We start from the raw sequence: 22,700 nt of genomic DNA, 5'->3' as shown, positions 1-22,700 counted from the left end.
TCGGTGGGCTATTCGGCGTCGGGAACCGACCGCTCGACCGCGGCGGCGTCCGCCTCGGTCACCCCGGAGGCGCTCGCCGTCCGGAGGAACACGATGATCCAGCTGAAGATGAGGCACGCGGCGACGAGCTCGACCGCGGTGAGGTTGTAGTAGCCGGTGGCGAAGAAGATCGCCACCACGATGATCACCACGACGTAGAGGTAGCCGAGGCCGACGAACACCTTCGGCACGCTGCGGATGAACCAGGGCAGCCCGATCACGATCACCGCGAAGCAGACCGCCATGCCGGTCGCGACGGTGTTGTGCACGGCGAAGAACTCGTCGACCGGGAAGATGCCGACGCAGGCGAGGAAGATGCCGATCAGCACGAGGCCCACCCGCACGATGTCGCGTCCTCGCCGGTCGGGCGGGGTGCCGATCGGGAGGGTCGCCGTCGCGTAGCGGGCGACGATCGTCACGATCGCGCCGGCGACGATCAGCGTGACGTTGAAGGCCATCGCGGAGATGTCGTTCGTCATGCCGAGCGCCGAGAGGTTCTCCTTCCACCAGTGCGGGTCGCTCGCCGAGAGCATGCTCGTGAGCGCGCCGACCACGAGGAAGACCGCGAGCACCAGCGAGAGCAGCATCGGGGTCATCCGCGCCGAGGAGAGGAAGGCGACGTAGCCGGTGAGCGCGATCGCGACGCCCGCGAGCGCCGTGGCGGGCAGCGTGAACACGACGGCGTCGCGGAAGCTCTGCTCGAGCACCGTCGACAGCGCCACCCAGCCGAGAAGGGCGATGACGGCGTGCGCGATGGCGAGCGCGGCGACATCGAACCAGTGCAGCCGCGCACCCGGCACCGAGAGGCCCTGGCCGATCTCGCGTCGCAGCGCCGCGTTCTCGGTTCGACGAGCGAGCACGCGGCCGAGCACGAAGGCGAGCAACGCCGTCACGGCCGAGGCGATGGCGACGAACTCGCCGAGCGACCCCGGGCCCGAGATGGGCAGATCGCGTCCCCAGAACGCGATGCCGCTCACGAGGCCGCCGACCACGAAGAACGCGGCGCCGACGAGCAGCGCCGCGGATTCGAGCGATTCGACGTTTGCGGCGGGATGCCGCAGCGCTGCGCCGACGGTCGTGGTGCGCGATTCGGCGGGCGCGGGCGGCTGGGCCTCAGTACGGGTCTGCGTCACGGTGGCACTCCGATCTCTCTCTCGGGCACCACTCTAGGGGCGTGGTTCACCCATCGGTGGGATCGAGCACCTCGAGCATCGAGCCCTGCACGAACCCCGCCCATTCGTAGGCGGCACGGAGGTAGTCGTCGCGGGTCTCGGCGTCGACGTCGGGCTCGTCGTCGACGTCCTCGACGCCGACCCGTTCGGCGAGGATGAGCCGGAGGTCGGTGAGGAAGGTGAGCCACCCCCAGGCCTCGGACTGGTCGAGCTCGATCTCGACGAGCCCGCTGTCGGACCGTGCGGCGGTCGCGTCGCGCACCCGCTGGGCCGCCTGCCGCTTGCCGTCGACGAGGCTCTCGCGGGTGTAGCGGGCGTACTCGGCTGAGGCCTCGACGTCGTCGGGGTACGCGCTCGGCAGCAACCGCCCGAGCGCGGGATCGTCGGGTTCGCCGAGCAGCAGCACCGAATCGACCTGGTCGGCGAGTTCCGAGAGGAGCATCGCCTCCTCGGTCTCGAGCACGAGGCGCACCCCCTCGCCGCCACCGCCGCGGCCCGCGACGATCATGCCTCGCCCCTCACGACCGTCGCCTGGAGGCCGTACCCGTGCATCGCCTGCACGTGCCGCTCCATCGCCTCGCGGTGGCCGGAGGCGACGACCGCCCGCCCCTCGTTGTGGACGAGCAGCATGAGCCGCTCGGCCTCGTCACGCGGGTACCCGAAGTAACTGCGGAAGACGTAGCTGACATAGCTCATCAGGTTGACCGGGTCGTCCCACACGATCGCCTGCCACGGCACCTCGACCGCGGCGCGCAGGGCGTCGTCGGTGTCGGGTCGCTCGAGGGTCGTCGTCATTCCTCCAGCCTGACACGATGTCCGCCCGCCCGCATCCCGCGCGCATCGCATCCCGCTCACACCGCGCGACGCGACGCCGTGACCGTGAACTTCGCGTTCCGCGCGATCTGCCGGGTCGACCCCACGACGCGCTCGAGGAGCGGCCGGTAGCGGAGGTGCGAGTTCCACACGCACCACAGCTCGCCGCCGGGCGCGAGCACGCGCGCGGCGTCGGCGAACAGGTGGGCGGCGATGCCGGTCGAGATCGCCGCATCGCTGTGGAACGGCGGGTTGAGGACGACCAGCCGCTCGCTCGCGTCGGCGAGCCCCTCGAGTCCGTCGGCACGAGTGACGTGCACCCGGTCGGCGACGCCGTTGGCCTCGGCGGTCAGTCGGGCGGATGCCGCGGCCGCCGCCGATCGGTCGGTCGCCGTGACCCGCAATCCGGGCCTCGCCCGGGCGAGCCACGAGGCCACGACGCCCGAGCCGCAGGCGAGATCGACGGCGGTCGCGGCATCGGGCACCGCGCCGGCGAGTTGGGCGAGCAGGAACCGGGTGCCGATGTCGACTCCGGTGCCGGCGAACACGCCGCCGTGCGCGACGACCGTGAGCGACAGCTCCTCGTGGTGCGCATCGCGGGGCCAGTCGGCACCGGCCGCGGTCGCGGACGCACCGACGCGCGGCTCGCGCGCGATGAGCACGCGGGACTTCTGCCGCGCGTGGGACACGTCGAGGCGGGCGAAGCGACGGCCGAGCACCTCGTTCATCGCGAGCGACATGTGCTTGATGCGGCCCCCGCCGACGACGACGACCTCGGGGTGCGCATGGGCGGCGACGAGCTCGGCCACCTCGTCGAGCCGGTCGAGCGAGCGAGGGAGGCGCAGCAGGACGAGGCGGGCACCCGCGACGAGCTCGGGTGCGAGCGGAGCAGCGACGACGGCGTCGGCGAGTCCGAGTCGGGCCGCGTTGCGGGCGAGCGCGCGCTCGCCGGTCACGAGGTCCTGGTGCACGCGGATGCCCCGTGCCCCCGCGTCGGCCGCGTCGAGCGCGAGCGCCCCGTAGGCGTCGTCGACGACGACGAGCTCCCCCGGCCCGACCGCGTCGATGAGCGCGGCGGCCTCGTCGAGGATGAGGCGGTCCGCGGCATCCGATGCCTCGAGACCGGGCCCCTCGACGTCGGGACTGCGCCGCAGGGCGCCGAAGTCGAATGGCATTCCCCCAGCGTACGGCGCGTCGAACTCATGTCGACGACCTCTCCCGCTGACGGCATCCCCGCGGCTAGCCTGTCGAGTGTCGACACGACTTCTGGGGGTTATGAATGACCATCGAAGCTCAGCACAGCAGCACCGACGACGTCCACGGCGTCGAATGGTGGGCGCTCGCCCCTGACGACGTGATCGCGCAGGCGAAGACCGAGGCGTCGCGCGGACTCACCGCGGCCGAGGCCGAACGGCGACTCGCGGAGGCCGGGCCGAACGCGCTGCAGAGCGCCCCGCCGCCGAGCGTGTGGCGCATCGCGCTGAGCCAGGTGCTCGAACTCATGACCCTGATGCTCATCGCGGTGACGATCGTGTCCCTCCTCATCGGGCAGGTCACGACGGCGATCATCGTGGCGATCCTGGTGCTCTTCAACGTCATCACGGGCACCCAGCAGGAGGTCAAGGCCCGTCGCAGCGTCGACGCGCTCGCCAAGCTGCAGACGCCCAAGGCGCGGGTGATCCGCGACGGAGCGCTGATCCAGATCGAGGCGACCGGGCTCGTCCCGGGCGACATCGTCGAGCTCGAGTCGGGCGACCTCGTGCCCGCCGACGGCCGGATCCTCCGCTCGGCGAACCTCGAGACGCAGGAGGCCTCGCTCACCGGCGAGTCGCTGCCGATCCCGAAGGGGCCGGCCGAGAACACGGCCGACACGGCGCTCGCCGACCGCACGTCGATGGTGTTCCAGAACACCTCGGTCACCCGCGGCACCGCCCGCATCGCCGTGGTCGAGACCGGCATGCGCACGCAGATGGGCCGGATCGCCTCGCTGCTCACGCAGGTCGGCGACAAGAAGTCCCCGCTGCAGCTCGAGCTCGACGGGCTGACGAAGGTGCTCGGCATCATCGCCTGGAGCGCCGTGCTCGTCATCGTCATCATCGGCTTCGTGCGTGGGCAGAGCCTCGACGAGCTGCTGTTCCTCGCCACGGCCGTCGCGATCTCCGCGATCCCGACGGGCCTGCCCGTGTTCGTGCAGAGCCTCCTCGCGTGGGGCGCGTCGAAGCTCGCGAAGGAGCGCGCGATCGTCGCGTCGCTGAACGACGTCGAGACGCTCGGCGCGACGAGCGCGATCTGCTCCGACAAGACGGGCACGCTCACCCTCAACAAGATGACGGTGCGCACCGCCTGGTTCGGCGGCAACACCTACCGCGTCACCGGCGAGGGCTACTCGTTCGACGGCAAGGTGCTCGGCACCTCCGACGAGCCGCTCGACGCGCCGACGCTCGGACTCGCGGTCAGCCTGCCGAACGACGCGACCGTCACGGCCGAGGGCGAGGTGGTGGGCGACCCGACGGAGGCCGCGCTCGTGGTGCTGGGCGCGCGACTCGGCATCGACGCCGACCAGGCCCGCAAGGACTACCCGCGCCTCGCCGAGGTGCCCTTCGACTCCGACTACAAGTTCATGGCCACCCTGCAACGGGTTCCGGTGCGCGGCGAGCAGCGGCTCGTGCTCCTCGTGAAGGGCGCGCCCGACGTCGTGCTCGGGCGGTGCACGACGATGCTCGGCGAGTCGAGGGACGTGGAGCCCCCCGCCGCCGATTCGGCGACCGCCGAGCTCGAGCGCATGTCGGCCACCGGCCTCCGCACGCTCGCGATCGCCGCCCGATTCCTCGACGACGGCGACGAGGGGTCCGTGGCGGCGGACCCGATGTCGTGGGTCTCCGAGCTCGCGCTCATCGGCATCGTCGGCATCGTCGACCCGCTGCGCCCCGAGGCGAAGGCCGCGGTCGACATCGCCCACCGCGCCGGCATCGACGTGCGCATGATCACGGGCGACCACGCCGTCACCGCGGGAGCGATCGGCGCCGAGCTCGGGCTGGGCTCGGGGGCCGTGAGCGGAGCCGATCTCAAGCAGATGAACGACGAGGAGCTCCTGCAGCGGCTGCCCGACCTGCACGTGTTCGGCCGGGTCACCCCCGACGACAAGCTCCGGCTCGTCGGGCTCCTCCAGTCCGAGGGCGCCATCGTGGCCATGACCGGCGATGCCGTCAACGACGCCGCGGCGATCAAGCAGGCGAACATCGGCGTGGCGATGGGCTCGGGCTCCGAGGTGACGAAGCAGGCGGCGAAGCTGGTGCTCACCGACGACAACTTCGCGACGCTCGTGCATGCGGTGGAGCTCGGTCGCATCGTCTACTCGAAGATCACGGCGTACCTGCGCTTCCAGATGACGCAGCTGCTCAGCCTGATCATGCTGTTCCTCGCCGCGAGCGCGTTCTCGATCGCCGAGGGCGTCGCCCTGTTCCCGGCGCAGGTGCTGTTCATCAACTTCTTCGTGGCCCTGTTCGCGGTGATCGCGATCGCCGCCGACGCGAACCCGCCCGGCATCATGAACCACCCGCCGCGCGATCCGAAGGTCGGCGTCGTCAACCGCGTCTCCCTCGTCGAGTGGCTCGTCTACGGCGCCGTCATCTTCCTCATCGCCCTCGTGCCGCTCGTGTGGGGCCCCGACGTGCCGAGCCCGGTCGAGCCGACGGCGTCGATGACCATGTCGTACGTCGTGCTCGGACTCGCCACCGTGCTGAGCGCCCTGCTCATGCGGCGCACGCCCGAGTCGGGCCTGCTGCCCCCCATCGCCGCGGTCGCGAAAATCCTGGTCTGGCCGGTCGTGCTCATCGTGGCGTCGACCGAGCTCGGGCTGTTCCAGCGGATGCTCGGCACGGTGTCGCTGACGGGCTGGCAGTGGCTGCAGTGCATCGGTCTGACCCTGATCCTCCTGGTCGTCGTCGAGGGCGACAAGTGGCTCCGGCGTCGCCGGATCGCAAGCCGTCCGGCCGCGGCCCCGGTGGCCGCCGCCGGCGTCCGCTGAGTCCAGACCGCACGCGCGATTCGCCGGCCACCGAGTTCGCTGGGTGCGGCTCCCGGCCGCGTTTGCTACCCTCGGTGCCGCATGCAGGACGCACGAACCGGGGGATGGCGGGCGGCGCGGCAGAAGGTCGCGACGCCCGTGACGCGTCCCCAGCGTGACGCGGCGACCCGATCGCGCTCGCCCCGCCGATCGCTCAGCGCAGCCGCCGTGGTCTCGGTGTTCGGACTCCTCGCGGGCCTCGCGCTGGCGCCGCTGCCGCAGCCGGGCGGCCCGCTGCCGACCGCCGCAGCCGATGCCGCCCTGCAGGGGGACGGGCAGGCGGTGCGAGTCGGTGCCGAGGTCGCGGCTCCGGCCGTCTCGCGCGAGTCCTACGTCGCGACGACCGGCTCGCAGACGCTCGTCGCCGGCGGCACGAACGTCGATTGGGCCAAGCTCGTGCTCATCGAGGGCGGCTGGCCGCTCAGCGACGAGAACGTGACGTTCATGATGCGATGGATGCGGCAGGAGAACGGCGCCGACAACTGGTGGAACCGCAACAACCCGCTGAACAACGGTCAGGGTTCCGGGGGCGGTTCGGGCCTCGGCAGCTACCCCACCCTCGTCGAGGCCGCCTACTACGCGGCGGAGAACCTGCAGTCGGGTCGCTATCCCGAGGTCGATGCGGCGCTCGCACGCGGCGACTCGGCGGACGCCACCGCGCAGGCGATCTGGGCCTCGGCCTGGGCGTCGAGCCACTACGGCTACGGCACCCATTGGAGCTCGCGGCCCTACGAGGTCATCGCGGCACCGCCCTCGGCCTGGGGCCGCTGAGTCGGGCTACCCGCGCTCGAGCGGCCGCCACACGACGACCGCGTTCTCGCGGCGCACCCGGGTGCCGGCCTTGAGGCTGATCACCTCGCCCGCCGAGCCCGCCGCGAAGACGCGGCGACCGGGCCGGTTCAGCATCTCATCGGCGAGCGCGCCCTCGAGTTCGCGCACGCGCGCGCGAAGGGTCGCCACCTCCTCTTCGAGGCCGAGCACCCGCCGGATGCCCTCGAGGCTCACCCCTTCGCTCGAGAGCTGGGCGATCTCGCGCAACTGCGCGACGTCGTGCATCGAGTAACGACGCGACTTGCCCGCGGTGCGCGTCGGCGAGACCAGCCCGAGCCGGTCGTACTGGCGCAGCGTCTGGGGGTGCATTCCCGCGAGCTCGGCCGCGACGGAGATCACGAAGAGCGGGCTCCGCTCGTGCACCTCCATCACCTAGCCCTTCGCCTTCGCGAGCAGTTCGTCGCGGGGGTTCTCGTCGGGCATCGCCGCGACGAGGGCCTCGACGGCGGCCTGCGCGTCCTTCGAGAGGTGCGAGGGCACCGCGATCTGGACGACGGCGAGCAGGTCGCCGGTGCCCTTCTTCGTCTCGACGCCGCGACCCTTCACGCGCAGCACGCGGCCGCTCGGCGTGCCGGGGGCGACGCGGAGCTTCACGGGGTCGCCGCCGAGAGTGGGCACCTGGATGGTCGCGCCGAGCGCCGCCTCCGCGAAGGTCACCGGCACGGTGACGCGGAGGTTCAGGCCGTCGCGCTCGAAGACGGGGTGCTTGCGCACATTGACGGTGAGGATGAGGTCGCCGGCCTCGCCGCCGTCGGGCGAGGGATGCCCCTTGCCTCGCAGGCGGATCTTCTGGCCGTCCGAGACGCCCGCGGGGATGCGCACCGTGAGCGGCTTGCCCTCGGCCGTCTGCAGGGTGACCTGGTCGCCCTTGGTCGCGGTGATGAAGTCGAGGGTCGTCGTCGCGGTGACGTCGCGACCGGGCGTCGGGCCGCCGTAGCCACGGTAGCCGCCCGAGGGCTGGCCGAAGCGGCCCCCGCCGAAGAGCCCGCCGAGCAGGTCGTCGTAGTCACCGCCCTGCTGGAAGGTGTACGACTGGCTGCGGCCGCCGCCCTGGCCGAACATGCCGCCGAAGACGTCGTCGAACCCGCCGTTGGCGCCGCCGGCGCCCGGCGCGGTGAATCGCGCACCGCCGCCCATCGCGCGGATCGCGTCGTACTCCTTGCGCTGCTCGGGATCGGAGAGCACCGAGTTCGCCTCGCTGATCTCCTTGAACTTCGTCTCGGCCGCGGCGTCGCCCGGGTTCTGGTCGGGGTGGTACTTGCGTGCGAGCTTGCGGTAGACCTTCTTGATCTCCGCGTCGCTCGCGTCTTTGGAGACGCCGAGCACCTGGTAGAAGTCCTTGTCGAACCAGTCCTGACTGGCCATCGGCACCTCCTTCCTCTGAGTCTGTCCGAATGTGGAACGCCGGTCGAGTAGCGGAGCGCATCGAGACCGCTGACGGGTCCCGATCCGCTCCGTCGTCGCTACTCGACCGGCGGGGGGTGACGGCTACGCCGCCGGTGTCTTGACGACGACCTTCGCGACGCGCAGCTGCACGCCGCCGAGCGTGTAGCCGGTCTCGACGACGTCGGCGACCGTGTCGATCTCGACCTCGTCGCTCGGCTGCTGGAAGATCGCCTCGTGGCGCTGCGGGTCGAACGGCTCGCCGACCTCGCCGAACGCGGCGAGCCCGAGCTTCTCGACGGCGCCGCGGAGCTTCGCGGCGATCGTCGCGAACGCGGTGTCGCCCTCGAGGTCGCCGTGCTTCTCGGCCCGGTCGAGGTCGTCGAGCACGGGCAGCAGCACGGCGACGGCCGCGCCGACGGCGCGCTCGCGCTCGACCTCGCGGTTCGCCTCGGTGCGCTTGCGGTAGTTCGCGTACTCGGCGGTGACCCGCTTGAGGTCGGCGAGGTGCTCGTCGCTCGGCTCCTGCACCTCGGCGTTGGCCGCGTTCAGGATGTCGTCGACCGTGAGCTCGGCCTCGTCGTCGAACGAGTCGGATGCCTCGGCGCCCGAGCCGTTCGAACCGCCCGCCTCGGGGGCGCCCTCTTCAGGCGCCCCGTCGGCTGCCGGCTGCCGAACCGCACCGGTCTCGGGGTCGATGCGACGCTTGTCGCGGATCACCGGCTCCTCGTGGTTCTGGTTCTGCTCGTCGGTCATGATTACTTCTTCTCGTCCTCGTCGTCCACGACCTCGGCGTCGACCACGTCCTCGTCGGACGCGGCGTCACCGGCCTGGCCGGTCGCCGAGGCGTCCTCGCCGGCCGCGGCGGAGGCATCCGCCTGCGACTGGGCGTAGATCGCCTCGCCGAGCTTGGTCTGCGACTGCGACAGCTTCTCGAACGCGGTCTTGACCGCGTCGTCGTCGTCGCCCGCGAGGGCCGACTTCAGCGCGTCGACGTCGCCCTGCACCTCGGACTTGACGTCGTCGGGGAGCTTGTCGTCGTTGTCCTTGATGAGCTTCTCGACCGAGTAGGCGAGCTGCTCGGCGGAGTTGCGGGTCTCGGCCGACTCGCGACGCGCCTTGTCTTCCGCGGCGTGCTCCTCGGCCTCGCGCACCATGCGGTCGATGTCGTCCTTCGGGAGGCTCGAGCCGCCCGAGATCGTCATCGACTGCTCCTTGCCGGTGCCCTTGTCCTTCGCGGACACGTGCACGATGCCGTTGGCGTCGATGTCGAAGGTGACCTCGATCTGCGGGATGCCGCGGGGCGCGGGGGCGATGCCGGTCAGCTCGAAGGTGCCGAGCGCCTTGTTGTCGCGCGTGAAGTCGCGCTCGCCCTGGAAGACCTGGATCGCGACCGACGGCTGGTTGTCGTCGGCGGTCGTGAAGGTCTCGCTGCGCTTGGTCGGGATGGCCGTGTTGCGCTCGATGAGCTTGGTCATGATGCCGCCCTTGGTCTCGATGCCGAGGCTGAGGGGGGTGACGTCGATGAGCAGCACGTCCTTGCGCTCGCCCTTGAGGACGCCCGCCTGGAGGGCCGCGCCGACGGCGACGACCTCATCGGGGTTGACGCCCTTGTTGGGCTCCTGGCCGGTCTCCTTCTTGACGAGCTCCGACACCGCGGGCATGCGGGTCGAACCACCGACGAGCACGACGTGCGCGACGTCGCTCAGCTTGATGCCGGCCTCGCGGATCACGTCTTCGAAGGGCTTCTTCGTGCGGTCGAGCAGGTCGCTCGTCATGTTCTCGAACTCGGCGCGCGTGAGCGTCTCGTCGAGGTTCGCGGGGCCGTTCTCGGTGAGCGAGAGGTAGGGCAGCTGGATGGAGGTCTTCAGGTTCGAGGACAGCTCCTTCTTGGCCTGCTCCGCCGCCTCCTTCAGGCGCTGCTTCGCGATCTTGTCGTTCGCGACGTCGACGCCGGTCGAGTCCTTGAACTTCTTGACGAGCCAGTCGACGATGCGCTGGTCCCAGTCGTCGCCGCCGAGGCGGTTGTCACCCGAGGTCGCACGGACCTGGATGGTCGAGAAGTCGTCGTCCTTGCCCACTTCGAGGAGCGAGACGTCGAAGGTGCCGCCACCGAGGTCGAAGACGAGGATGAGCTCGTCCTCCTTGCCCTTGTCGAGGCCGTACGCGAGTGCGGCGGCCGTGGGCTCGTTGATGATGCGGAGCACGTTGAGGCCCGCGATCTCGCCGGCCTCCTTCGTGGCCTGGCGCTCGGCGTCGTTGAAGTACGCGGGCACGGTGATGACCGCGTCGGTGACCGTGTCGCCGAGGTACTGCTCGGCGTCGCGCTTGAGCTTCTGCAGGATGCGGGCCGAGATCTCCTGCGGCGTGTACTTCTTGCCGTCGATCTCGTCGGTCTTCCAGTCGGTGCCCATGTGGCGCTTGACCGAGGCGATGGTGCGATCGACGTTGGTGACGGCCTGGCGCTTCGCGGTCTCACCGACGAGCACCTCGCCGTCCTTGGTGAATGCGACCACCGACGGGGTGGTGCGGAAGCCCTCGGCGTTCGCGATGACGACGGGCTCGCCGCCCTCGAGGACCGAGACGACCGAGTTGGTGGTACCGAGGTCGATTCCTACTGCACGTGACATGTGTTTCTCTCCTTCTCCCCTCCCGCAGGTCGAGTGGGCGCACGGCGCCGCCTCGAGACCCTTGCGAGGGATACCGGTTCGGCCTTCCTGGCCCGCAACCGAAGTCAGATGCGTCAAGACTTGAGCCTTGACGACTCAAGCCTCCCAGCGCCGAATGAACGTGTCAAGTCGAGGCCGTGAAACTTGAGTGCACTTGACTCAACTCACGGCAGACGCTCAGTATTCCACTAACCTGCCGGTGTGGACGCACGCGACCAGGACGAACGACTCGTCGCCGCCGAACTCGCCAGGTACGACCGCGAGCTGCGGCGATACCGCAAGCTGCGCAGCCGCATCGAGGCCGACTTCGCGCGGCGGATCGAGGCCGCCGGGTTCCGCTACTTCCAGGTGACGGCGAGGGTGAAGTCGCGCGAGTCGTTCGAGCGCAAGGTGCGCCGCGCGCCCGATCGCGAAGTGCGCGACATCCTCGGCGTGCGCATCATCGCCCACTTCGAGGGCGACCTGTCCGGCATGGAACAGGTCGTGCGCGAAGCGCTCATCGTCGACGACGACTCGTGGGTCGACAAGTCGGCGCTGCTGCCGCTCGACGCCTTCGGCTACCGCTCGGTGCAGTTCGTGGGCCTCATGCCCGACGCCGAGCAGGAGGCGGGCGACGGCGCCGAACCGACCGGGACCCAGCTCGAGGTGCAGCTGCGCACCGCGCTCTCCGACACGTGGTCCGAGCTCGAGCACGACTTCCGCTACAAGTCGGCGCGCCAGCTCCCTCGCGAGGTCGACCGGCTGTTCGCCATCTCGGCTGCGCTGCTCGAGCAGGCCGACGACAACCTCGAGCTCATCCGCCGCCAGGTCGACGAGGCGCGCACCGCCGCCCCCGCGGCCGACGGCGGAGGCGAGCGCGGCTACATCGGCCGGTTCATCCAGTACGACGGCGACTCGCGCTCCCTCGACCAGATCGTCACCGCGGCGCTCGACGTCCCCTTCGGGGCGGTGACCGGCTCGGGTCGCGAGCTCCGCAGCGTCGTGAGGGCCGCGGGCTGGCTGCAGTACGACGCCCTCACCGACGGCTTCGCCGAGTACTCCGAGCTCGGGCGGCGCCTCGCGATCGCGTGCGCGAGCAGCAGCCACGACATCCTGCTCACCGACGCCGAGCCCCACCGCCCGGCGCGCTCGTTCCGCGGCATCGGCGTGTACTGGACGGCGATGGGCGCGGCCCTGGTCGCCGGCGCCTCGCTGCGCGAGAGCCGGGTGCCCGACGGCAGGCTGGCCGAATACCGGGCCGTCGCGACCTACCTGTTCGAGCATCCGGAGGCCTCGGCCCTCGCGACTCGCAGCCGCTACGAGCAGGTCGCGGCGCCGGTCGGCACCCTCGACGACACGGAGTTCCGGCCGATCGACCTCGGCTGAGCCGCCCCCGCCCGCCCCCTTCCCGGCGTCGGGTGAAGCGAGGAGAATCGAAGCATGGACGAGACCGAAGAGGGCCGCATGCCGACACGATCGCTCACCGAGGCGGACTGCTGGGAGCGACTCTCACGCGCACCGTACGGTCGCATCGCGACCGCCGCGGGCGGCGAGGTCGACATCTTCCCGGTGAACCACGTCGTCGACCCGAGCGGCGCGAACGGGCCGGTCATCGTGTTCCGCACCTCCGCCGGCACGAAGCTGCTGGAACTCACCATCCGGCACGGCGTCGCCTTCCAGATCGACGGCTTCAGCGACACTCAGGCGTTCAGCGTCGTCGTGAAGGGCACCGCCGAGGAGTTCGACCGCGAGAGCGAGATCGAAGCCGCCGAGGCCCTCGGCATCACCCCGTGGGCGCCCGAGGCGAAGGACCGCTGGGTGCGCATCGTCCCGACCGAGGTGCACGGCCGCGAATTCGACCGCGCGACGACCGGCGGCTGACCGGCCGTACCTCCGTCAGGGATACCCCTGACCCACGGCGTCTCGCACGGCAGTAGTGTGCCGGGATGACCCTACGAATCCTGCCGCGCGCGCTGACCGCCGCGACCGGCCTCGCGCTGCTGCTGCTGAGCGGATGCGCCGCCACCCCCGCCGAACCGACCGCGAACGAGTCCTCGCCGAGCGCCGAGGCCGAACCGTCCGCCGAGGCCACGCCCGCGGCGCCCGATGCCGGCGCCGAGCCGAGCTGCGACACCGTCTTCACCGAGGAGGAGAACGCCGAACTCGCGGCCGACGGGCTGACGCTGAACACCGAGTCCCCGTTCCCGCTCGGCCAGGTCATGGTCGACCTGACCGCCGACGGCGCCCTCGACTGCCAGTGGTCGAAGGACCAGAGCGACGTGGCCGTCTGGTTCTCGCGCCTCGCCGAGGACGACGCCGCGTGGGCCGCCCGCAGCACCGAGATCGGCGCCGCCGGCTGGACGGTCTCGGACGACCCGATCACCGGGACGATGCTCGCGCCGGCCGACTACGACGCGAACTACCAGCCGTCGATCGTGCACGTCGACGGCGTCACGTACTTCGTGAGCTACGCCGACCTGCTCGACTCGGTCGCCGAGCTGCAGTAGCACCGGGCGGGCGGCGGGCTCCGACGCCCCGCCGCCCCGCCCGCGGCGCGACAGACCGTCCTCCCCTGCGCCGCATCCCGGACGCCCGACGCGGAGCACGGGGCATCCGGACTGATTGAATCGTGGGATGCGCCGACTCGCCGTGACCGCCCGATGAGCCCGCTCGAGTTCGCCGCCCTGCTGCTCGGCGGCATCGTCGCCGGCGGCATCAACTCGGTGGTCGGGTCGGGGTCGCTCGTGACCTTCCCGATCCTGCTGGCCTTCGGATACCCGCCGGTGCTCGCGAACGTCACGAACAACGTGGGCGTGCTGCCCGCCTCGCTCGTCGCCACCTTCGCGGGGCGTTCCGAGTTCCGCGGAGAGTGGCGGCGCCTCGGCGTGTTCCTCTGCTTCTCGGCGGCGGGCGGCGCGACCGGGGCGCTCCTGCTGCTGCAGCTGCCGACCGAGGCGTTCGACATGATCGTGCCGGCGCTCATCGTGCTGGCGCTGCTGCTCGTGGTCTTCGGCACTCGGATCAAGCGGTGGACGACCCGACTGCACCGTCAGGCCGAGCACCACGACCACCCGATCGCGACGATGGCGGTCGCCGGGCTCACGGCCGTCTACGGCGGCTACTTCGGGGCGGCGCAGGGAGTGCTGCTGCTGGCCCTGCTCTCGATCACCATGGCGGGCTCGCTCGTCCGGGCGAACGCGTACAAGAACGCGATGGCCGCCACCGCGAACCTCGTCGCGGCGCTCGTGTTCGTCGCCGTCACCGAGATCGCCTGGCTCGCCGCGCTCGCGATCGCGATCGGGGCGTTCATCGGCGGGGCGCTGGGCGGGCGCTACGGCCGGCACATCCCGCAGACGGCGTACCGGGCCGTGATCGTCGTGATCGGGCTCGCGGCGCTCGTCTACTTCATGGTGCGGTGACCCGCATCACGCACGCTCGGCTCGGACCCCGGGCCACCACGGATCGCAGTATGGTCGGGCGAACCTGCGCTGCACCTGCTTCAATCGACTCGGGAGGGTTCATGGATTGGTCTGAGGTCGAGCGAGACCGGTCGCTGTCGGTGCCCGATCGACTCTCGATCAGGCTCGAGCGGCTGATCCTCGACGGCACACTGCAGCCAGGCGAGAAGCTGCCGCCCGAACTCGAACTGACCCAGCGGCTCGGGGTGTCGCGCGTCTCGTTGCGACAGGCGTTGCACGAGCTCGAGCGCCGCGGACTGATCGATCGCAAGCCGGGCCGCGGCACCGTCGTGCTGTCGGCCGCCGACGCACGCGACGCCTCGAGCGCGGCGCTCGCCGAGGTCCTCGGCTCCGCCACGCCCGAGATCGCGCACATCCTCGAGCTCCGCTCGATCATCGAACCGCCGATCGCAGCCCTCGCGGCGCGGCGCGCTGCACCCCGTGACCTCGAGCAGCTCGAGCAGCTCGTCGAGGCCATGGCCTCGCCCGAGTCGCGCGAGCAGTACGCCGAGCTCGACCGGGCATTCCACCAAGCGATCGCTCAATACACCCACAACCCGCTGCTCGCGATGCTCAACGAGCAGATCGCCAACCTGATCGCGCCGAGCCGCTCGACCGCGCTCCAGACCGAACAGCGCCGAACGACCTCCACCGTGGCGCACCGACGCATCCTGTCGGCCATCGCGGCGGGTGACGCCACGGCGGCCGCGGCCGAGGCGACCGCTCACCTCGCGACCGTGCAGCAGCAGATCGCCCACGCGGAGGCGGCCGCCGAGACACGGTCGACGACCTCCTAGCGCCCGCCGACCTGCCGTTCGACAACTGCGCACAGGAACTCAAGGATCACGTGCGCTGCGAGGCTGCCGGTCTGCCCGGCGAGATCGTGCGGAGGGGACACCGTGTTGAGATCGAACACCACGACGTCGAGCGCCGCGACTCCTCGCAGGAGGTCGAGTCCGTCGGCGGTGCCGAGCCCGCCCCACGCAGGCGTGACCACGCCCGGGGCGACCGAGGGGTCGAAGACGTCCATGTCCCAGCAGAGGTAGACAGGGCGCGCGCCGACCGCCGCCCGTATCTCGGCGAGCACATCTGCGATGCCGCGCTCGCGCACCTCGCGCATCGAACGCACGCGGTAGCCGAGCGCTTCCGCGAATCCGACGACGCCCGGGCGCCCGGCGAGCTCCGTGTCACGGATCCCGACGTGGAATGAGCGCGTGACGTCGATGAGGCCCTCGCGTGCAGCGTGCACGAACGAATTCGCGTTGTTGAACTCGTACGGCTCGAAGAGATCGTAGGCGTCGGTGTGGGCGTCGAAATGAACGAGCACGAGATCCGGATGCCTCCGGTGCGCTTCGCGGAGCTGCGGCAGGGTGACGGCACCGTCTCCACCGATCGTGATCGGGATCGTCCCCGAGTCGAGGAGCGCGCCGAGCTCGGCCGAGATCCGCTCGAATGCCGAATCGACCTGCCCCGGGGTGATCTCCAGGTCTCCGAGATCGACGAGCCCGAGGTGCTCGATCGGATTGATCCCGAGGTCTTCGGCGGCCTCGGCGACGAGCAGCGAGGAGGCCCGGACGTGAGCCGGACCGCCTCGCCCGCCGATCCGGGACGGATGGGATCCCATGTCGAACGGGATCCCGAGCACTGCTGCCCCTGCCCCTCTCGGCGAGCTCGCGTGCGGGACGCCGAAGAGGGTGCCGGGCGAGCGGCGGGGGCCGTGTCCGGTCATCGGCTAGAGCACCTTCGAGAGGAACTGCCGCGTCCGCTCGTGCTGCGGCTCCGTGAAGACCTGCGCGGGCGGCCCCGACTCGATGATGCGTCCGCCGTCCATGACGATCACGCGGTCGGCGACCTCACGGGTGAAGCCCATTTCGTGGCTCACGATGATCATCGTCATGCCGGCCTTGGCGAGATCGCGCATCACGGCGAGCACCTCGCCCACCATCTCCGGGTCGAGCGCACTCGTCGGTTCGTCGAACAGCATGAGCGCCGGACGCATCGCGAGCGCACGGGCGATCGCCACGCGCTGCTGCTGGCCGCCCGAGAGCGATCGAGGCCGTGCGTCGGATTTGTCGGCGAGTCCGACGCGATCGAGCAGCTCGCGCGCGTAGCGGATGGCCTCCGACTTCTTCTCGCCCTTCACCCGCACCGGCGAGTGCCAGATGTTCTCGAGCACCGTCATGTGCGGGAAGAGGTTGAAGTGCTGGAACACGAAGCCGATGTTCGCCCGCTGACGGGCGAGGTCTCGCGCCGACCGCTCCACGAGCTTGCCGTTCGCGCTCTCGTGCTTCCCGATCTGCTCGCCGTTGACGTCGATCTCGCCCGCGTCGATCGGCTCGAGACGGTTCAAGGTGCGCAGGAAGGTGGTCTTGCCGGCGCCCGAGGCGCCGACGAGCACGACGACCTCTCCGCGCTCGACCTCGACGTCGACCCCGCTCAGGATCTCGCGGTCGCCGAAGGACTTCCGTACGCCGACGGCCCGGACGATCGGGCCTCCGGCATCGATCGGGGTGGCCACGGTGTAGTCGGTCATCGTCTGCTCCTCAGTAGGCGTCATCGGTCTGCAGCACCTTGGATGTCTCGGCCGCCGCCTGCGCGGGCGGCGTCTTGCGGCTGCGGAAGCCGAAGAGCCGCTTCCACACCGACTCCGCCTTCGGAAGGCCCGCTCGCGCGTTGAGGGTGTTCTCGATCGCGGTCTGGGCCACGGTCCACACGGTGGTGAGCGCGAGATAGTAGATCGCGATGACGACGTAGATCTCGAACACCTTGAATGTCGACGACGCCATCGTGCTGCCGACCTGGAACATCTCGGCGACCCCGATGATCGACAGCACCGAGGTGGTCTTCATGAGGCCGTTGAACGAGTTGCCGAGCGGCGGCACCATGATGCGGATCGCCTGCGGCACGACGACGTACCGCATCGATCCGAGCGGGGTGTGCCCGAGCGAGAGCGCCGCTTCGTTCTGGCCCCGTTCGACCGACTCGAGGCCGGAGCGCACGATCTCGGAGATGTACGCGCTCTCATGGAGCATGAGACCCACGATCGAGGCCTGGACGGCGCCCTTGATCAGCACTCCCGCGAGGTCGGCGTCCTCGAAGCGGAACAGCCCGACCGCCGCGAACCCGGTGTAGATGATCACGAGCTGGACGAGCAGCGGCGTGCCGCGGATCACCCAGACGTACAGGCTCGCGACGACGCGGAAGGGCAGGAACCGGCTCCGCCCCATGAGGGCGATGACCAGTCCGAGCGCGAGCGCCAGCGCCATGGACACCACCGAGATGACGATGGTGAGCGCGAGCCCGTTCAGGAACTGCTGGCTCGGCGTCAGCAGGCTCTGCCAGAAATAGGTCCAGTCGAATGTCATTGGTCCTCCTTCGAGGGTGACTCGTGTCGCGGGTGCACGAATCGCTACTCGCCAGCCGTGATGTCGGCGCTCTGCACGCCCCACTTCTCGAGCAGCGCGGCGTAGTCGCCGTCGTCGACGATCTGCTGCATCGCAGCGTCGAGCGCCTCGTTGAGCGCGGTGTTGCCCTTCAGCGTCGCGGCACCGATCTTGATCTTGCCGACGGGCTCGCCCGCCATCACGAGCGCGCCGTCGGACTCGCGGTGGTAGAAGTCCATGATCTCGGAGGTGTCGATGAAGGCGTCCTGCTGGCCCGTGATGACCTGCTGCACGGCGGCGGTGCCCTCGTCGACGAGAGTGAGGTTGAGGGCCTTCTCACCGTCGGCCTCGCACTTCTTCGAGAGCTCCTCTGCGCCGTTGCCGCCGGTGGCGCCGGTGATCGCGACGACCTTGAGCCCGCACAGGCTGTCGTCGACGCCGGTGACGCCCTCGGGGTTCTCCTTCGAGACGCCGACGCCGGTGCCCGAGTAGAGGTAGGGCACGAAGTTCGCGATCTCCTCGCGCTCGGGCTTGATGTAGAGCGAGCCCATGATGACGTCGCACTGGTTCGCCTGCAGGGCGGGGATGAGCCCCGCGAACGCGTATTCGGCGAGCTCGGTCTTCAGGCCGAGGTTGTCGGCGAAGGCGTTCGCCATGTCGATCTCGACGCCCGTCAGCTCATTGTTCTCGTCGTAGTAGATGTTGGGCGGAGAGTCGCCGGTGCACACGGTGAGCCTTCCCGGCTTGACGAGCCCGAGCGCGCCGTCGCCCGACGCGGCGGCCCCGCTGGAACCGGGGCTCGAACAGGCGGCGAGTGCTGCGGCGACGGCGAGTGCGGCGACGGCACCGGCGATGCGACGGATGGGGAAACGGCCGGTCATGGGGGCTCCTTGGTCGTGGGCACAGCGTTGTGGTGGCCCAGTTTGACAGTTGGTAGGACCAACTGTCAAGCTGTCGATATGCCCACCGCTGAGGTCCCGCGACCGGGCATCCCGCGAGAGGATCGAACATGGAGTGGACGTCGTTACGCCGGGTCGAGGCGCTCTCGGTGCCCGGCCGGCTGTCGGTCGATCTCGAGCGGCTCATCCTCGACGGCGAGCTGAAGCCCGGCGACCGGTTGCCTCCCGAACGCGAGCTCGGCGAGCTCCTCGGCGTCTCGCGCGTCTCGATCCGCGAGGCGCTGCACGAGCTCGAGAGCCGAGGGCTCATCGACCGGCGCCCCGGTCGCGGCACAGTCGTCGTCGCGCCCGGTGACCGCGGCGGTCCTCTGGGGTCGGCGCTGACGTCGATGCTCGAGCGCTCCGACGACGGCAGCCACGAACTCGCCCGCATCATGGAGCTGCGCGCGGCCATCGAGCCGCCGATCGCCGCGCTGGCCGCGATCCGCGTGACCGATCGCGACGTCGCCCAACTGCGTCGCCTGGTCGAGAGCATGGAGGCCGAGACCGACCTCGAGCGCTATGCGAAGCTCGACCGGGCCTTCCATCAGGCGATCTCGCAGTACACGCACAACCCGCTCCTCGCGCAACTCACCGACCTGATCGCGACGCAGATCAGACCGAGTCGCCGCCGCGGCCTCCAATCACCCGAGCGCCGTCGCGCGTCGAGCGTCGCTCACCGGCGGATCTTCGAGGCGATCGCCGCACATGACTCGGACGCGGCCGAACGCGAGGCCCGCGCCCACGTCGGCGAGGTGCTGACGGCGATCCAGTCCAACGTGGCCCCGTCAGCGGGGCCCGCGACCCACGACACCCGCTCCACTCCGAAGAACGAGGCGATCCGCGCATGACCGAAATCCCGAACTCCCCCACCGCCGGCGCCGTCGCCACCTCGCACCACCTCGCGACCGAGGCGGGCGCCGCCATGCTCCGCGCCGGCGGCAACGCGATCGACGCCGCCGTCGCCGCCGCGGCCGCGCTGTGCGTCGTCTACCCGAACAATGTCGCGCTCGGCGGCGACCTCGTCGCCCTGGTGCGCAGCCCGGACGGTGACATCCGATTCGTCAACGCAACCGGTCGCGCCCCCGCCGCGCAGACCCTCGACGCACTCCGGACCCGCCACGGCGATGCCCTGCCCGCCCGCGGCATCGATGCGATCACCGTCCCGGGTGCGGTGCGCGGCTGGCAGGCGCTCGCCGAGCTCGGCGGCCGACTCGACTGGGCCGAGCGACTCGAACCCGCACGTCGTCACGCCCGCGACGGGGTGCCCACTGCGGTCTCCGTGGCCCGGGCCATCCGCGAAGAACGGGCCGACCTCGCCGATGATGCCGGGTGCCGGGCGGTCTTCCTGCCCGAGGGCGCGCCCCTCGACGAGGGCGCGCCCCTCGTGCAACCGGCCCTCGCCGAGACGCTCGATCGGCTCGCCGAGCGCGGGCCCGACGAGTTCTACACCGGCGAGGTCGCCGCGCGTTGGATCGCCGGGCTGGCCGCCCTCGGCGGCCGCATCACCGAGCAAGATGCCTCGCAGTACCGCGCGGTGGTCGAAGACCCGCTCCGCCTCGAGGCGCTCGGTGTCGAGGTGGTGACCGCCCCGCCGAACACCCAGGGCTTCTCGCTCCTCCGCACGATGCTCGGTGTGGACGAAGGCGACGTCCGCGATCCCCTCGGCGCCGACGCCGGCCGACTGGCCGAGCTCTTCCGCATCGCGAACCAGGTGCGCGCGTCCTGGTTGTGCGACCCCGACGTCGCGCCGCTCGACGGCGCCGAGCTGATCACCGTCGACGTGCCGTCCTCGACCGACGACGCTCGCCCGGCGCACGGAGACACCGTCGGACTCACCGCAGTCTCGTCCGACGGGTGGGCGGTCTCGCTCGTGCAGTCGGTCTACTGGGCGTTCGGCGCGTGCGTGCTCGAGCCCGCGACCGGCATCTTGTTCCAGAACCGGGGCACCTCGTTCTCGCTCGATCCGGCCCACCCCGCGGTATTCGGGCCCGGCCTGCGCCCGCCCCACACGCTCATGCCCGTGCTCGTGCTGCGCGACGGCCGGCTGCTTCAGGCGCAAGCCACGATGGGCGGGCAGGCGCAACCCCAGATCCACGCGCAGCTCCTGCTCCGAACGCTCGCCGGAGCCTCCGCGATCGAGGCGACGAGCGCGCCTCGATGGGTCGTCGGCGTGCAGGACGGAGGCGACACGGCGACCACCGTCACCGTCGAGTCGGATGTCGCGACGCCCGCCCGGCGCGCGCTCGACGCCGCCTCGGAGTTCGCGGTCAAGCTCGTGCGGCCCCGCGACGAGGCGCTCGGGCATTCGAACGTGATCCGGGTCACCGCGAACGGAATCGATGCGGCGAGCGACCCCCGTTCCGACGGTTCGGCGATCGTCGTTGAAGCCGAGGCCACGACCGAGGCGGTGGCCCGATGACCGTCGAGCAGACCGATCGGCGCCCGCTCATCGCCCTGATCGGCATCGGCCTCATCGCCGGCTATCTCTCGGGATTGTTCGGCGTCGGCGGCGGGGTCGTCGTCGTGCCGTTGCTCATGCTGCTCGGCGTCGACCAGCGCCTCGCCGCCGGCACGTCGACGGCTGCGATCCTGCCGACCGCGGTCGTCGGTGCGATCAGCTACGGCGTCACCGGGCACGTCGACTGGATCGCTGCAGCCCTCATCGCGATCGGGGTGGTCGTCGGAGCCCAACTCGGCACCTGGCTGCTCGCGCGCCTGCCGCGGAACATCCTGTTCTGGTCTTTCCTGGCCTTCCTCGCCGTCGTCGGCGTGAGTCTCTGGCTCGTCGTCCCCCAACGCGACGCCGTGATCGGCATCGACGTGGTCACCGGCGCACTGCTCGTCGTGGTCGGCGTGCTCACCGGCGTCCTGTCGGGTCTCATGGGCGTCGGCGGCGGCATCATCCTCGTGCCGATCCTGATGTTCTTCTTCGGCGCGAGCGACCTCGTCGCCAAGGGCACCTCGCTCGCGATGATGGTCCCCGGTTCGATCTCGGGCACCGTCGGCAACCTCCGGCGCGGCAACGTCGATCTGCGCATGGCCGCGGCGATCGGCGTGGTGGCGTGCATCGTGTCCCCGCTCGGCGCCCTCACCGCGCAGTCGATCACGCCGTTCGCCTCGAACGTCGCGTTCTCCCTGCTGCTCGCGTTCGCCGCGGGCCAGTTGATCCACAAACACGTGACGGCGCAGCGCGCCGCGCTCGGGTGAGGGCTGGACTCCGGCCGATTCCTGCGGGGCGCCGGGCGCCGGCCGTTCATTGCGAGATCGCGACCGCCGCCGCGACGAGCGCCGCCATCGCGACCGGGATGCGCGCGGCCTCGAGCGCGCCGACGAGGATCGGCGCGAACTGCGCCTTGCGGCCGGCGTGGGTGCCCATGAAACGGCGGAGCTGCGCATCGAGCGCGCGGCCGCGCTGGAACGGCTGCCGCTGGAAGGTGCGGAACCGCGCCAGTTCGCCCTGGTCGGCGAGCAGCTCCTCGACCCGGGCGGGGCCGAGGGCACGGATCAGCTCGCCCTCGAGGTCGGGCTCGCACGAGTAGAACCCGAGCTCGTCGAGCGGGGCGCCGACGCCCCCGAGGCCGGCGTCGTCGACGGCGCGGCGCACGTACGCGGTCTCGGCCGCGTCGAAGAGGCCGAGCACGCGGCGGCGCGGACGACCGGGGGCCGCGGCCTCCGCCGCGAGCGCGCTGAGATGGTGGTGCAGGTTGGTCACGCCGTCCATCGGGACGACGACGGCGTCGGCCGCCGCGAGGTCGGCTCCGAGGCGCACGGCGAGCGCCTCGAGGGCCAGCCGGTCGCTCTCGCCCTCGACGAGCACGACGGTGGATGCCTCGGCGATGACCACGTCCCGCATGGTGCGACCCTACTCCGGCCCTCCGGCGTGACCCGGGCGCGGGTCTACCGGCCGCGCGCCCGCGCGTCTAGAGTTCAGCACGTATGCGGGCCGGACGATGAGGGAGAACTCGT

At 70.8% G+C, this 22,700-nt stretch carries 23 protein-coding genes; 10 read left to right on the top strand and 13 right to left on the bottom strand.

The window, feature by feature from the left end; genetic code table 11:
• Window positions 1–8: 8 nt before the first annotated feature.
• The 4 genes from ACFVAJ_RS08170 to ACFVAJ_RS08155 are packed head-to-tail and all read right to left on the bottom strand — an operon-like array spanning window position 9 to window position 3,199.
• Window positions 9–1,172, bottom strand: a complete 1,164-nt coding sequence (locus ACFVAJ_RS08170; RefSeq protein ID WP_376942945.1) for a DUF998 domain-containing protein — start codon at window positions 1,170–1,172, stop codon at window positions 9–11.
• A gap of 46 nt (window positions 1,173–1,218) precedes the next feature.
• Window positions 1,219–1,719: a DUF2017 family protein gene (locus ACFVAJ_RS08165; RefSeq protein WP_376942943.1), complete on the bottom strand. Its 501-nt coding sequence runs from the start codon at window positions 1,717–1,719 to the stop codon at window positions 1,219–1,221.
• Window positions 1,716–2,006 (bottom strand): ATP-dependent Clp protease adapter ClpS, encoded by a 291-nt coding sequence (gene clpS / locus ACFVAJ_RS08160; RefSeq protein WP_376942941.1) that lies wholly within the window; start codon window positions 2,004–2,006, stop codon window positions 1,716–1,718. Before clpS ends, ACFVAJ_RS08165 begins: the two co-directional genes overlap by 4 nt.
• A gap of 56 nt (window positions 2,007–2,062) precedes the next feature.
• Window positions 2,063–3,199, bottom strand: coding sequence for a class I SAM-dependent methyltransferase (locus ACFVAJ_RS08155; protein ID WP_376942940.1), 1,137 nt, complete (start codon window positions 3,197–3,199; stop codon window positions 2,063–2,065).
• A 104-nt stretch (window positions 3,200–3,303) separates the two neighbouring features.
• On the opposite strand from ACFVAJ_RS08155, the gene ACFVAJ_RS08150 reads away from it, so the two are divergent.
• Window positions 3,304–6,051, top strand: coding sequence for a cation-translocating P-type ATPase (locus ACFVAJ_RS08150; protein WP_376942938.1), 2,748 nt, complete (start codon window positions 3,304–3,306; stop codon window positions 6,049–6,051).
• An 81-nt stretch (window positions 6,052–6,132) separates the two neighbouring features.
• Complete coding sequence (locus ACFVAJ_RS08145) at window positions 6,133–6,861, top strand: hypothetical protein (RefSeq protein ID WP_376942936.1); 729 nt, start codon at window positions 6,133–6,135, stop codon at window positions 6,859–6,861.
• A 6-nt stretch (window positions 6,862–6,867) separates the two neighbouring features.
• Here the strand turns inward: ACFVAJ_RS08145 and ACFVAJ_RS08140 are convergent, their stop codons facing one another.
• From ACFVAJ_RS08140 to dnaK, 4 genes are all read right to left on the bottom strand, one after another.
• On the bottom strand, window positions 6,868–7,290 hold the full coding sequence (locus tag ACFVAJ_RS08140; protein WP_376942934.1) for a heat shock protein transcriptional repressor HspR: 423 nt from the start codon (window positions 7,288–7,290) through the stop codon (window positions 6,868–6,870).
• A 3-nt stretch (window positions 7,291–7,293) separates the two neighbouring features.
• Complete coding sequence (locus ACFVAJ_RS08135; RefSeq protein WP_376942932.1) at window positions 7,294–8,286, bottom strand: DnaJ C-terminal domain-containing protein; 993 nt, start codon at window positions 8,284–8,286, stop codon at window positions 7,294–7,296.
• A 123-nt stretch (window positions 8,287–8,409) separates the two neighbouring features.
• Window positions 8,410–9,060 carry a nucleotide exchange factor GrpE gene (locus tag ACFVAJ_RS08130; protein ID WP_376942930.1) on the bottom strand — a complete coding sequence of 217 codons (651 nt, stop codon included), beginning with the start codon at window positions 9,058–9,060 and terminating at the stop codon, window positions 8,410–8,412.
• Window positions 9,061–9,062: 2 nt separating this feature from the next.
• Window positions 9,063–10,934 (bottom strand): molecular chaperone DnaK, encoded by a 1,872-nt coding sequence (gene dnaK, locus ACFVAJ_RS08125; protein WP_376942928.1) that lies wholly within the window; start codon window positions 10,932–10,934, stop codon window positions 9,063–9,065.
• Window positions 10,935–11,174: 240 nt separating this feature from the next.
• On the opposite strand from dnaK, the gene ACFVAJ_RS08120 reads away from it, so the two are divergent.
• From ACFVAJ_RS08120 to ACFVAJ_RS08100, 5 genes are all read left to right on the top strand, one after another.
• The gene (locus ACFVAJ_RS08120; RefSeq protein ID WP_376942926.1) at window positions 11,175–12,338 is read left to right on the top strand and encodes a GTP pyrophosphokinase family protein; all 1,164 of its coding nucleotides are present in this window, start codon (window positions 11,175–11,177) and stop codon (window positions 12,336–12,338) included.
• A 54-nt stretch (window positions 12,339–12,392) separates the two neighbouring features.
• Window positions 12,393–12,833 carry a pyridoxamine 5'-phosphate oxidase family protein gene (locus tag ACFVAJ_RS08115; protein WP_376942924.1) on the top strand — a complete coding sequence of 147 codons (441 nt, stop codon included), beginning with the start codon at window positions 12,393–12,395 and terminating at the stop codon, window positions 12,831–12,833.
• 65 nt (window positions 12,834–12,898) lie between these two features.
• On the top strand, window positions 12,899–13,459 hold the full coding sequence (locus ACFVAJ_RS08110; RefSeq protein WP_376942923.1) for a hypothetical protein: 561 nt from the start codon (window positions 12,899–12,901) through the stop codon (window positions 13,457–13,459).
• A gap of 153 nt (window positions 13,460–13,612) precedes the next feature.
• Window positions 13,613–14,371: a sulfite exporter TauE/SafE family protein gene (locus tag ACFVAJ_RS08105; RefSeq protein ID WP_376942921.1), complete on the top strand. Its 759-nt coding sequence runs from the start codon at window positions 13,613–13,615 to the stop codon at window positions 14,369–14,371.
• 101 nt (window positions 14,372–14,472) lie between these two features.
• Window positions 14,473–15,207: a FadR/GntR family transcriptional regulator gene (locus ACFVAJ_RS08100; RefSeq protein WP_376942919.1), complete on the top strand. Its 735-nt coding sequence runs from the start codon at window positions 14,473–14,475 to the stop codon at window positions 15,205–15,207.
• On the opposite strand, the gene ACFVAJ_RS08095 is transcribed toward ACFVAJ_RS08100, so the two are convergent.
• The 4 genes from ACFVAJ_RS08095 to ACFVAJ_RS08080 are packed head-to-tail and all read right to left on the bottom strand — an operon-like array spanning window position 15,204 to window position 18,674.
• Window positions 15,204–16,139, bottom strand: a complete 936-nt coding sequence (locus tag ACFVAJ_RS08095; RefSeq protein WP_376942917.1) for an arginase family protein — start codon at window positions 16,137–16,139, stop codon at window positions 15,204–15,206. The two genes, ACFVAJ_RS08100 and ACFVAJ_RS08095, sit on opposite strands and share 4 nt — an antisense overlap.
• Window positions 16,140–16,142: 3 nt before the next feature.
• Window positions 16,143–16,943: an amino acid ABC transporter ATP-binding protein gene (locus ACFVAJ_RS08090; protein WP_376942915.1), complete on the bottom strand. Its 801-nt coding sequence runs from the start codon at window positions 16,941–16,943 to the stop codon at window positions 16,143–16,145.
• Between the two features lie 10 nt (window positions 16,944–16,953).
• The gene (locus tag ACFVAJ_RS08085) at window positions 16,954–17,775 is read right to left on the bottom strand and encodes an amino acid ABC transporter permease (RefSeq protein WP_376942913.1); all 822 of its coding nucleotides are present in this window, start codon (window positions 17,773–17,775) and stop codon (window positions 16,954–16,956) included.
• A gap of 44 nt (window positions 17,776–17,819) precedes the next feature.
• Entirely contained in the window at window positions 17,820–18,674 is an 855-nt protein-coding gene (locus tag ACFVAJ_RS08080; protein ID WP_376942911.1) for an ABC transporter substrate-binding protein, read from the bottom strand.
• Between the two features lie 128 nt (window positions 18,675–18,802).
• On the opposite strand from ACFVAJ_RS08080, the gene ACFVAJ_RS08075 reads away from it, so the two are divergent.
• Genes ACFVAJ_RS08075 through ACFVAJ_RS08065 form a run of 3 tightly spaced genes read left to right on the top strand, consistent with a single transcriptional unit; the run spans window position 18,803 to window position 21,941 of the window.
• A complete protein-coding gene (locus tag ACFVAJ_RS08075; RefSeq protein WP_376942909.1) occupies window positions 18,803–19,582 on the top strand; it encodes a FadR/GntR family transcriptional regulator in 780 nt (259 codons plus the stop codon).
• Window positions 19,579–21,153: a gamma-glutamyltransferase family protein gene (locus tag ACFVAJ_RS08070; protein WP_376942907.1), complete on the top strand. Its 1,575-nt coding sequence runs from the start codon at window positions 19,579–19,581 to the stop codon at window positions 21,151–21,153. The genes ACFVAJ_RS08075 and ACFVAJ_RS08070 overlap by 4 nt, the downstream gene beginning before the upstream one ends.
• Window positions 21,150–21,941, top strand: coding sequence for a sulfite exporter TauE/SafE family protein (locus ACFVAJ_RS08065; RefSeq protein WP_376942905.1), 792 nt, complete (start codon window positions 21,150–21,152; stop codon window positions 21,939–21,941). Before ACFVAJ_RS08070 ends, ACFVAJ_RS08065 begins: the two co-directional genes overlap by 4 nt.
• 46 nt (window positions 21,942–21,987) lie before the next feature.
• Here ACFVAJ_RS08065 and ACFVAJ_RS08060 read toward each other — a convergent pair whose 3' ends face one another.
• Window positions 21,988–22,587 carry a TOPRIM nucleotidyl transferase/hydrolase domain-containing protein gene (locus tag ACFVAJ_RS08060; protein WP_376942903.1) on the bottom strand — a complete coding sequence of 200 codons (600 nt, stop codon included), beginning with the start codon at window positions 22,585–22,587 and terminating at the stop codon, window positions 21,988–21,990.
• Window positions 22,588–22,700: the final 113 nt, after the last annotated feature.

It is taken from the genome of Agromyces sp. NPDC057679, from assembly GCF_042799635.1.
GTDB lineage: Bacteria > Actinomycetota > Actinomycetes > Actinomycetales > Microbacteriaceae > Agromyces.
Note: the sequence above shows the minus strand (reverse complement) of the source record. Positions and strands in the feature narration are given on the sequence as shown.

Excerpts from the sequence above, each read along its gene's own strand:
- ACFVAJ_RS08165 (WP_376942943.1), bottom strand. The coding sequence starts at position 1,719 with ATGATCGTCGCGGGCCGCGGCGGTGGCGGCGAGGGGGTGCGCCTCGTG.
- clpS (WP_376942941.1), bottom strand. The coding sequence starts at position 2,006 with ATGACGACGACCCTCGAGCGACCCGACACCGACGACGCCCTGCGCGCC.
- ACFVAJ_RS08155 (WP_376942940.1), bottom strand. The coding sequence starts at position 3,199 with ATGCCATTCGACTTCGGCGCCCTGCGGCGCAGTCCCGACGTCGAGGGG.
- ACFVAJ_RS08150 (WP_376942938.1), top strand. The coding sequence starts at position 3,304 with ATGACCATCGAAGCTCAGCACAGCAGCACCGACGACGTCCACGGCGTC.
- ACFVAJ_RS08145 (WP_376942936.1), top strand. The coding sequence starts at position 6,133 with ATGCAGGACGCACGAACCGGGGGATGGCGGGCGGCGCGGCAGAAGGTC.
- ACFVAJ_RS08140 (WP_376942934.1), bottom strand. The coding sequence starts at position 7,290 with ATGGAGGTGCACGAGCGGAGCCCGCTCTTCGTGATCTCCGTCGCGGCC.
- ACFVAJ_RS08135 (WP_376942932.1), bottom strand. The coding sequence starts at position 8,286 with ATGGCCAGTCAGGACTGGTTCGACAAGGACTTCTACCAGGTGCTCGGC.
- ACFVAJ_RS08130 (WP_376942930.1), bottom strand. The coding sequence starts at position 9,060 with ATGACCGACGAGCAGAACCAGAACCACGAGGAGCCGGTGATCCGCGAC.
- dnaK (WP_376942928.1), bottom strand. The coding sequence starts at position 10,934 with ATGTCACGTGCAGTAGGAATCGACCTCGGTACCACCAACTCGGTCGTC.
- ACFVAJ_RS08115 (WP_376942924.1), top strand. The coding sequence starts at position 12,393 with ATGGACGAGACCGAAGAGGGCCGCATGCCGACACGATCGCTCACCGAG.
- ACFVAJ_RS08110 (WP_376942923.1), top strand. The coding sequence starts at position 12,899 with ATGACCCTACGAATCCTGCCGCGCGCGCTGACCGCCGCGACCGGCCTC.
- ACFVAJ_RS08105 (WP_376942921.1), top strand. The coding sequence starts at position 13,613 with ATGAGCCCGCTCGAGTTCGCCGCCCTGCTGCTCGGCGGCATCGTCGCC.
- ACFVAJ_RS08100 (WP_376942919.1), top strand. The coding sequence starts at position 14,473 with ATGGATTGGTCTGAGGTCGAGCGAGACCGGTCGCTGTCGGTGCCCGAT.
- ACFVAJ_RS08095 (WP_376942917.1), bottom strand. The coding sequence starts at position 16,139 with ATGACCGGACACGGCCCCCGCCGCTCGCCCGGCACCCTCTTCGGCGTC.
- ACFVAJ_RS08090 (WP_376942915.1), bottom strand. The coding sequence starts at position 16,943 with ATGACCGACTACACCGTGGCCACCCCGATCGATGCCGGAGGCCCGATC.
- ACFVAJ_RS08085 (WP_376942913.1), bottom strand. The coding sequence starts at position 17,775 with ATGACATTCGACTGGACCTATTTCTGGCAGAGCCTGCTGACGCCGAGC.
- ACFVAJ_RS08080 (WP_376942911.1), bottom strand. The coding sequence starts at position 18,674 with ATGACCGGCCGTTTCCCCATCCGTCGCATCGCCGGTGCCGTCGCCGCA.
- ACFVAJ_RS08075 (WP_376942909.1), top strand. The coding sequence starts at position 18,803 with ATGGAGTGGACGTCGTTACGCCGGGTCGAGGCGCTCTCGGTGCCCGGC.
- ACFVAJ_RS08070 (WP_376942907.1), top strand. The coding sequence starts at position 19,579 with ATGACCGAAATCCCGAACTCCCCCACCGCCGGCGCCGTCGCCACCTCG.
- ACFVAJ_RS08065 (WP_376942905.1), top strand. The coding sequence starts at position 21,150 with ATGACCGTCGAGCAGACCGATCGGCGCCCGCTCATCGCCCTGATCGGC.
- ACFVAJ_RS08060 (WP_376942903.1), bottom strand. The coding sequence starts at position 22,587 with ATGCGGGACGTGGTCATCGCCGAGGCATCCACCGTCGTGCTCGTCGAG.